Annotated in this window: 8 protein-coding genes, 1 tRNA gene and 1 pseudogene; 6 read left to right on the top strand and 4 right to left on the bottom strand. The window is 22.6% G+C overall.

Annotation, left to right across the window (positions count from 1 at the left end; translation table 11 throughout):
• Both H0H38_RS01090 and smpB read right to left on the bottom strand, forming a co-directional pair.
• A pseudogene (locus H0H38_RS01090) lies at window positions 1-883 on the bottom strand (hypothetical protein); the annotation flags it as partial.
• Between the two features lie 75 nt (window positions 884-958).
• The gene (gene smpB / locus H0H38_RS01085) at window positions 959-1414 is read right to left on the bottom strand and encodes an SsrA-binding protein SmpB (protein ID WP_185872931.1); all 456 of its coding nucleotides are present in this window, start codon (window positions 1412-1414) and stop codon (window positions 959-961) included.
• A 171-nt stretch (window positions 1415-1585) separates the two neighbouring features.
• On the opposite strand from smpB, the gene H0H38_RS01080 reads away from it, so the two are divergent.
• The 6 genes from H0H38_RS01080 to murI all read left to right on the top strand — a co-directional run bounded on the left by H0H38_RS01080 (window position 1586) and on the right by murI (window position 6030).
• Window positions 1586-2458: a transketolase gene (locus tag H0H38_RS01080; protein ID WP_185872930.1), complete on the top strand. Its 873-nt coding sequence runs from the start codon at window positions 1586-1588 to the stop codon at window positions 2456-2458.
• A 53-nt stretch (window positions 2459-2511) separates the two neighbouring features.
• Entirely contained in the window at window positions 2512-3492 is a 981-nt protein-coding gene (locus H0H38_RS01075; RefSeq protein WP_185872929.1) for a transketolase family protein, read from the top strand.
• A gap of 32 nt (window positions 3493-3524) precedes the next feature.
• Window positions 3525-4778, top strand: a complete 1254-nt coding sequence (locus H0H38_RS01070) for a 3-phosphoshikimate 1-carboxyvinyltransferase (protein ID WP_185872928.1) — start codon at window positions 3525-3527, stop codon at window positions 4776-4778.
• 66 nt (window positions 4779-4844) lie between these two features.
• Window positions 4845-4916 (top strand) — tRNA-Glu (locus tag H0H38_RS01065).
• Window positions 4917-4934: 18 nt separating this feature from the next.
• Window positions 4935-5159: a 30S ribosomal protein S20 gene (gene rpsT, locus H0H38_RS01060; RefSeq protein ID WP_185872927.1), complete on the top strand. Its 225-nt coding sequence runs from the start codon at window positions 4935-4937 to the stop codon at window positions 5157-5159.
• A gap of 70 nt (window positions 5160-5229) precedes the next feature.
• Window positions 5230-6030: a glutamate racemase gene (gene murI / locus H0H38_RS01055; RefSeq protein ID WP_185872926.1), complete on the top strand. Its 801-nt coding sequence runs from the start codon at window positions 5230-5232 to the stop codon at window positions 6028-6030.
• 4 nt (window positions 6031-6034) lie between these two features.
• On the opposite strand, the gene H0H38_RS01050 is transcribed toward murI, so the two are convergent.
• Together H0H38_RS01050 and H0H38_RS01045 are read right to left on the bottom strand one after the other, a co-directional pair.
• Window positions 6035-8290 (bottom strand): NADP-dependent malic enzyme, encoded by a 2256-nt coding sequence (locus H0H38_RS01050; RefSeq protein WP_185872925.1) that lies wholly within the window; start codon window positions 8288-8290, stop codon window positions 6035-6037.
• A gap of 40 nt (window positions 8291-8330) precedes the next feature.
• Window positions 8331-8783 carry a cytochrome C oxidase Cbb3 gene (locus tag H0H38_RS01045; RefSeq protein ID WP_185872924.1) on the bottom strand — a complete coding sequence of 151 codons (453 nt, stop codon included), beginning with the start codon at window positions 8781-8783 and terminating at the stop codon, window positions 8331-8333.
• Between the last annotated feature and the right edge of the window lie 43 nt (window positions 8784-8826).

Here is an 8826-nt window from a genome sequence, read left to right as displayed (position 1 = left end):
TTAGCTTTTTTTTTTCTAATTCTGTATATATATCTGTTTTTGTTTTATCTATATCTGTTTTTGTTTTATCTATATCTGTTTTTGTTTTATCTATATCTGTTTTTGTTTTATCTATATCTGTTTTTGTTTTATCTATATCTGTTTTATCTAAATCTTGTTTAACATCTTTTTTATTTTTATTAAAAATTTTAAAAGATGTATCATTTGTATGTTGATTTTTATTATTATTAGAAGATGCTATATTAAAATTATACACAATTCCTGCAGAATGTCTCCAAAAATTTAAATAATCTTTTACAACTGGTTTAGTATTTGAAAATACATGATTATATTCACTTTGTATATTTAATCCTATATTTGGTAATATCCAAAAATTCATACCAATACCACCATCTAATAATATAAAATTATTTTTATTTTCAAGAAATGTTTTTTGTTTAGAAATAATTAATTGATGATTATCATAATTAAAAAAATGGTAACCTATTCCTAATTTTAAATATGGGTCAAGTCGTGCATTTTTATATATATGATAATTAATTCCAGGAATAATTTTATAAAAATGACCATCGCTAGTATTCCACTTATTATTTTCTGTTATTCCAAACGAAGAATCTAGATATAGATCTACTTGTTTTGTAATTTGTTTTACTAATTTGATATTATGAAAAGGTAATAAAAGATTATTATTACTTTTTATAAAAAATTTTTTAAATGGAGAATTAATGGGTGGATAATTTAAATCATCTACTCCAAGTTGAATAACCCATTTATTGTGAGATCTTGTATTTTTATTAAAAGATTGAGATTGAGAATAAATTCTATTATTAAATGAACAAAATAAAAATATCCATAAAATAAAAAAACATGTTCTGTTTTTCATAAAATAATTTTCTTAAAAATTTAACAAACAAATATAAAATATATAATATATTATTTCAAATTATTAAAAATATTATTATATTTTTTTTCTAAGCCAATCTCTTTTTTTAATAATTTCACGTTTATCATATATTTTTTTTCCTTTTGCTATAAAAATTTTTAATTTTGCATATCCTGTTTTACTAAAAAATAATTTAAAAGGAATTATAGTTAATTCTGAATTTTTTAGTTTTTTTTGTATTCTATTTAGTTCATGCTTAGTTAACAATAATTTTCTTTTTCTATTATTTTCATATTGATATGTATTTTGATTACTAGTTTGATATTTTTCTATATATATATTAATAGAATATAATTCATGATTTATAATTTTACAAAAACTATCTGTGATATTTACTTTATTTTTTCTGATAGATTTAACTTCTGCTCCAAAAAGTTTAATTCCAGCTATGTATTCTTCTAATAAGTAATAATAAAATTTAGCTTTTTTATTTATCATATCATCTATATATAATTGAAAAATATAATTCATGATTTATAATTTTGCAAATAAATAATTTTTTATACTGACTTTATTTTTTTTGCTATTAGTTTGTTGCTTCAACATAATCATATGCTTCAACATTATAATAAAATATCATTTTTATATTATATAATTTATTATTTTTGTTATTAAAAATTTACTTATTAAAGTAGTAGTAGTATGTATATAAATGCTAAAAAAAAACATTATTTGACGGATCTATGTTCTCAAGTAAGAAGAGATATATTACGTATGGTTAATGATGCAAATTCTGGACATCCAGGTGGGGCATTAGGATGCACAGAATATTTAGTAGCATTGTATCATGAAATAATGTTTTTTAATTCAAAAAAGTTTACAATGAGTGGTCATAATGAAGATTTATTTTTTTTATCTAATGGACATATTTCTCCAGTATATTATAGTGTATTAGCTCGTTCAGGATTTTTTTCTATTCAAGAACTTGCTACTTTTAGAAAATTAAATTCTCGTTTACAAGGGCATCCATCTAGTCATGATGGCCTTCCAGGAATTAGAATATCTTCAGGATCCTTAGGTCAAGGAATGTCAGTGGCTATTGGAGCTGCATTATCTAAAAAATTAGATAAAAATGATAATAAACTTGTTTATAGTTTACATGGAGATGGAGAATTAAATGAAGGACAAATGTGGGAATCTATTTTATATGCAGGATCTAAAAAAATAGATAATTATATAGCTACGATAGATTATAATGGCCAACAAATAGATGGAACAACTGATGATGTACTGCCTTTAGGAAATTTAAAAAAAAAATTTGAGTCATTTGATTGGATAGTGTTAGAAGAATATGAAGGTAATAATATTGAAAAAGTTATTAATATTTTAAAACAAGCTAAATATCAAACTAACAAAAGATTTCCTATTTTAATTATCCTTCATACTAAAATGGGATATGGAGTTGATTTTATGGTTGGCAATAATATATGGCATGGAAAACCAGTAAATAAAGAAGAATTAAAAAAAGCACTAAATCAAATTCCTGAAACATTAGGAGATTATCCAATAATATAATACTACACTTTTATTAAAAAAAATCAATAATCAATTAATTAATTGTTATATATATGCAAATACAGTATGAAAATCAAGGATTCAAAGAAACTAGAGCTGGATTTGGAAAAGCGTTAGTATTTTTAGGTCAAAATAATAATAAAATAGTTGCATTATGTGCAGATTTAACTAGTTCTTTATCAATGAAAACATTTGCTAAAAAATTTCCTAATCGATTTTTTCAAATAGGTATAGCAGAAGCAAATATGATTGGCATTGCTGCTGGATTAAGTATTGGAGATTATATTCCTTTTACAGGTACATTTGCGAATTTTGCAACATCTCGTGTATATGATCAAATTCGTCAATCTATTGCATATTCTAAAAAAAATGTTAAAATATGTGCTTCACATTCTGGATTAACTTTAGGAGAAGACGGTGCAACACATCAAAGTTTAGAAGATATTGGAATGATGAAAATGTTACCTGGTATGACGGTTATTAATACTTGTGATTATAATCAAACTTATGCTGCAACTATAGCTATATCAAAACATATAGGCCCTGTATATTTACGTTTTGGAAGACCAGCAGTAGCGAATTTTACTAATATCAATCAACCATTTCAAATTGGAAAAGCTTTAATTTTAAAAGAAGGAAAAGATATCACTATTGTATGTACAGGACATTTAGTGTGGGAATGTTTGGAAGCCGCAAAAATATTAGACAAGACTATGAACATTAGTTGTGAAATAATAAATGTACATACAATTAAACCTTTAGATCAACAAACTATTCTTAATTCTATAAGAAAAACAAAATGCATTGTGACTGCAGAAGAACATAATTATTGGGGGGGGTTAGGCGAAAGTATTTCTAGAATTATTATGACCAATCATCAAAATAATACTACTATACAAAGTATAATTGCTGTAAACGATACATTTGGAGAAAGTGGAAAACCAATGGAACTTTTAAAAAAATATCATTTAGATAAAGAAGCAGTTATACATCATGTAAAAATGATAATTGAAAAAAAATTAGTTAAAAAATAAATTCCACTTATCATCATATTAAATCAAATATTATGTATTCTGCTTGCAATATTCAAATTAAAAAAGAAAATAATAATTTATCAGGAGATATTATAATTAGTGGATCTAAAAGTATTTCTAATCGTTTATTAATTTTGAAAGCTATATATCCAAATGATATTTATATTAAAAATTTATCTAATTGTGAAGACACAAAATTATTAGAAAATAGTTTATTAAGTTCTTCTAATATATTAGATATTAATCATGCTGGAACTGCTATGCGATTTTTAACATCTTACTTATCTATTATAGATAAAAGAGAAGTGATTTTAACGGGATCAAAAAGAATGAAAGAAAGACCCATATATATATTAGTAAACGCATTAAATAAACTTGGAGCTAAAATTACTTATTTAGAAAAAATTGGATATCCTCCAATTAAAATATTTGGAAAAAAAATATTAGGAGGAGAAATAGAGGTGAATGCAACTATAAGTAGTCAATATATTAGTGCTCTTATGTTAATTGCAAGTAAATTTGATAATGGCTTAAAAATTATTTTAAAAGATAAAATTACATCTATTCCATATATTAATATGACTTTTCATTTATTAAATCAAATAGGTATTAAAATATTATGGAATAGTAATTTTATTCAAATTTATCCAGGTAAAAAACAAATAATAAAATATTTTTATATTGAATCTGATTGGAGTTCTGCATCTTATTATTATTCTATGGCTGCTTTATCAAAAAACGTAAAATTAACTTTAAAATCTTATACTAAAGATAGTATTCAAGGAGATAAAGAAGTATGTTATATATATAAAAAATATTTTGGAATATCAACAATTTTTAGTAAAAAAACAATAATGTTACAAAAATCATCTATTAATTTTGTTTTACCTAAATTTATTCATTTAGATTTGAATAAAACACCAGATATAGCACAAACAATTGCTGTTACTTGTTCTTGTTTAAGAATAAAATGTTTATTAAATGGATTAGAAACTCTTAAAATTAAAGAAACAGATAGATTACAAGCGTTAAAACATGAGTTATATAAATTTGGTATTAAAATTAATATTACAAATTCTAGTTTAGAAATATTAGATTTTTTTTCTATTTCAAACAATAAGGATTATCAAGTAAATACGTATCAAGATCATAGAATGGCAATGGCATTTTCTGCATTTAGTTTATTTTTTCCAATTAATATATTAAAATCCAATGTAGTAGAAAAGTCATATCCTTTATTTTGGAAAGATTTATATAAATTAGGATTTGTAATTCAATCAATTTAATAATATATTAACATTGAATCAATTATATATTTGATATTAAATATAAAAAAATTAAATTTACATTTTGGCCCATTCGTCTATTGGTTAGGACATCAGGTTTTCATCCTGAAAAGAGGGGTTCGATTCCCCTATGGGCTATAAAATATTATTTTTATTATGGGATCTTTAAAAAGACTTAGACAAAATAAAACTAGACGTATTAGAAATAAATATATATATAAAAGTACAAAAACAGCTATTAAAAAATTGTTAAAAAATAAAACTAAATATTCAAACGTTATTTCTATGATAGATAAATTAGTAAAAAAAAATATTATACATGTTAATAAAGCATCTAGATTAAAAAATAAATTAAAAAATTATATATCATCGTTGTCTTAATATTAATTAATATAATTAATATTGATGTTGATATTACAACATAAATAGATTATTCACATGTAATAAAAATATGAAATATTATTTACCTATTGGAATATTGGATTCTGGAATTGGGGGTCTTGTTATTGCTAAAGAAATTATCAATTATATGCCTAATGAAAGATTATTTTATTTTGGAGATACAAAAAATATGCCTTATGGAAATAAATCTAAACATTTTATTCGTGATTATTCTATGAGAATAGTGTCTTTTTTATTTAAACATCAATGTAAAGCTATAGTAATAGCATGTAATTCAATTGTATCTAATGCTTTGGATCATATACAAGAAAAATTTTGTAAAAAACTAATATTATTTAATGTTATAGATCCAGTAGTAAAAAATAGAATATTTTTTTCATATAACAAAATTGGCATTTGTGCAACACATGCAACAATCAAATCACAATATTATCAAAATAAAATGAAAAAAAATTTTCCTAATTTAACTATTAGTACAAAATCTATGCCATTGTTAGCTAATTTTATTGAAAATGGGATCAAAAAACATGAGTTAAATTCTATCATTTATGATAATTTTAATTCATTTATAAAAAATATAGATATATTATTACTAGCTTGTACACATTATCTGTTTTTAACAAATGCAATACAAAATATATTTCAAACAAATATTCGCATTATTGAAATACAGAAAATAGTAGTTCAAGAAATCATAACAAGATTATATAATCAAAATTTATTAAATCCTTTTCCTATAAATAATAATCATATTATTTTTTATACTTCTGATTTCATTTCTCCTATTTTTTATGCAAAAGTTCAATCAATTTTTAAAAACAATTTTATTTTCAAAAAAATTAATTTTTAATTTATTATAAAGATCTAATTTGTGCATCAATCACTGAAAAAGTAGAAAGATTTACTATTTCTTCTATATTAGATTTCATGTGCATAATATATACTGGTTTTTTCATTCCTAATAAAACTGGACCAATTGTTTTTATTTTTTCTAATCCAATGAAAAATTTATAGGTTAAATTTCCTGATTCAATATTAGGAAAAATAAAAATATTTTCCTTATTATTAACTATTTTAGAACATGTTAAATTATTATCAACTATATTATTATTGAACGATAAATTTGTCTGTAATTCTCTATTTATAACTACTAAATTTGGATATTTTTTATGTAAAAACTCTACAGTTTGAGATATTTTATTTGTTTTATATAAAAAATTATTAAAAGATAATATTGCTATACATGGTTCTATATCAAAATATTTTACTACTTGAGCTGTCATAATAGCAATTCTAGCTAATTCTATTTTAGTAGGATTTTTGATAACTGCAATATCTGCTAAAAATATAGGTCCATTTTTAGTTAATAAAATTATCAATCCAGCAGTTTTTTTACATAAATTATTTGTACCAATTATTTTTAACATTGGTTCTAAACTAGATAAAAATGGATTAGAATATCCAGTAATTACAATATCTGCTTCTCCTTGATCAACCAACATTGCCCCAAAATAATCACTATTTTGTAGAATATTATATGCATTAGATTGAATGATATTTTTTTTTAAAAAAATTTCAACATAATCTTTGACTTTTTGATCATTTTTTTTAGGATCAAAAATAATAGGATTTATTTTTAGATTATGTTTATGAATTAATGTTTTAATTTTATTTTTATTTCCTAAAACAATTGTTGAATTTAATATTATTCCTTTTTCTTGTAATATTTGAATAGATTTTAAAATATTATATTCTTCTCCATTGCAAAACACGATTTTTTTTGGATTAGATTGAGCTCTTTTTTGAATCATTCTAATAAGTTTATTCTCATATTCCATTCTATCTAATAATATTTCTCTATATTCATTCCAATTTATAATTGGAGTTCTTGCAACTCCACTATCCATAGCTGCTTTAGCTACAGCAGGAGCTACTCGAGTAATTAAACGATTATCAAAAGGTTTTGGAATTATATAATCTTTTCCAAATGAAATATTCTTTTTATTATAAATGATATTTACTTGTTCTGGAACTGGTTCTTTAGCCAAAGATGCTATAGCATAAACAGCTGCTAATTTCATTTCGTCATTTATAATAGTTGCTCTAACATCGAGTGCTCCTCGAAAAATATATGGAAATCCTAATACGTTATTGACTTGATTAGGATAATCACTTCTTCCTGTGGCTATAATAACATCAGATCTAGCTTCTATTGCTAAATTATAATCAATTTCAGGATCTGGATTAGCCATAGCAAATACTATAGGATTTTTTGACATACTTTTTAACATTTTTGTAGTCAATACTCCTCCTATAGATAACCCAATAAATACATCAGAATGTTTAATAGCTTCAGATAAATTTTGTAATTTAGTATTTACAGCAAATTCTTTTTTTTCTTTAGTTAAATCCTTTCTTGAAATATGTAGTAATCCCTTGCTATCAAACATCATAATATTTTCTGGTTTAACTCCTAATTGTTTATATAATCTTGTACAAGAAATAGCTGCAGATCCTGCTCCATTGACTATCATTTTAATTTTTGTAATATTTTTTTTTACATAATTTAAAGCATTAAGTAAAGCAGCCCCAGAAATAATAGCAGTTCCATGTTGATCATCATGCATAACTGGAATATCTAATTCAAATTTTAATCTTTTTTCTATTTCAAAAGCTTCTGGAGATTTAATATCTTCTAAATTAATTCCTCCAAAAGTTGGAGCTATAGCTTTAACTATTTCAATAAATTTATTGGGATCAGATTCATTAATTTCTATATCAAATACATCTATACCTGAAAAAATTTTAAATAAAAGGGCTTTACCTTCCATTACTGGTTTTGAGGCTAAAGCTCCTATATTCCCAAGACCTAAGACTGCTGATCCATTAGTAATAACTGCTACTAAATTACCTTTAGAAGTATATTTATATACTCTATTATAAGATCGATAAATTTCTTTACATGGTTCTGCTACTCCTGGAGAATAAGCTAAAGATAAATCTCTTTGACTTCTATAATTTTTAGTAGGAGATATTTGTATTTTTCCAGTTGGAAATTTACTATGATAATTTAAAGCTTCATCTCTAAGATTTTTTATTTTTTTTTCCATAACATAAGGAATAATAATTGTGAAAATGAATCAAAATATATTATTCATTCCAAAATATATCTTTTTCAAAAAAATATTTTGTTTTATTAGATGTCCATCTAATCATTAATTTATAATTTCCTTTTTTCAAAATATTACATGGAATAAATATTGTTTTTTTTTTGTTACAAACAATTTCAAAATTGTGTTTAACATCCATGTTTTTAGATGAATAACGTAATAAAGTATAAGTTCCAAAGATATTATTTTTAATTTTTGGAAAAATTATATATATACCAGAAGTATACATTAGTATTTTAATATTACCTGAAAGAAACAATAAATTTTGTTTTTCATTTATAATTTCTTGATACCGCATTTCTTCTTCATAATATCTATTGGATATAAGTTCACTTTCTTTATGAGGAAAAAAAAATGTTATATAAATAATAAAACAAATAAAAAGAGATAAAGATGATATAATTATTATTTCTAAATTGAATTTAATTTTCATAAATAATTCAAATGAATAAAAATATAAACAATCATTTGTAATG

The sequence above is a fragment of the Blattabacterium cuenoti genome (assembly GCF_014252355.1).
In the GTDB taxonomy this organism is placed as follows: Bacteria; Bacteroidota; Bacteroidia; order Flavobacteriales; family Blattabacteriaceae; genus Blattabacterium; species Blattabacterium cuenoti_AD.
Note: the sequence above shows the minus strand (reverse complement) of the source record. Positions and strands in the feature narration are given on the sequence as shown.